Source organism: Microbispora sp. CSR-4 (assembly GCF_008033685.1).
In the GTDB taxonomy this organism is placed as follows: domain Bacteria; phylum Actinomycetota; class Actinomycetes; order Streptosporangiales; family Streptosporangiaceae; genus Microbispora.
The window spans coordinates 1-625 of record NZ_VJVX01000235.1 but is presented as its reverse complement, the minus strand read 5'-3'; the positions used below and the strand labels follow the sequence as shown (position 1 = coordinate 625).

General features: G+C 72.6%; 1 protein-coding gene. It reads left to right on the top strand.

What is annotated here, in order from left to right:
• Positions 1 to 373 precede the first annotated feature (373 nt).
• The coding region (locus FLV34_RS39605; RefSeq protein ID WP_147945626.1) for a hypothetical protein at positions 374 to 625 on the top strand (252 nt) is incomplete at its 3' end.

Sequence of the window (625 nt, the reverse complement as noted above, 5' to 3'; positions counted from 1 at the left end):
CAGGTGAGCCTAGCTGGCGGGCCGTTGGCCATACGCCGTGTGTTGAGCCGAGTCTGTTGAAGGAAGTCCCGGTCCGGGCGGTCGGGAAACCGTTGTTTGCCTTCGTCTGTGCTCCTGGGGGTTCACCGCCGTGTCCGCGCCGCACTCGCCGTCCGCTGCCGCCGGGCAGTGCCCGGCACCGCCGGTGCCCTCGACACGTGCAGCACGCCCGGCAGACCCGACACGTCCGGTGGATCCGGCACCTTCAGCCTGCCCGTCGCGCCCGGCGGACCCGGCACCTTCAGCACGCCCGACGGGCCCAGTCGGCCCGACACGTCCGGTGCGTGCGGTGGGCGGTGTGTCCTCCCAGGCCGGGGGCGGTGGTGGGGTGCCGGTGGCGATTCCTGATGGGCTGGCGGTGGTCCCGCCGGGGGCCGAGCTCGCGGGGGTGCTGGCGGGTATCGATGTGGAGCGGGTGTCGGGGTTCGACACCGTGGAGGTGCTCAAGGCGGCCTACCGGCAGTCCTGTCATGACCGGGCGTGGTTCTTGCGGGTGCTGCTGGAGGTCGGGCTGCGTGAGGCGTGGTCCGGCGACAGCGTGGTCCGCCTGCAAACACCGGAGGAGTTCGCCCCGGACGAGGCGCGG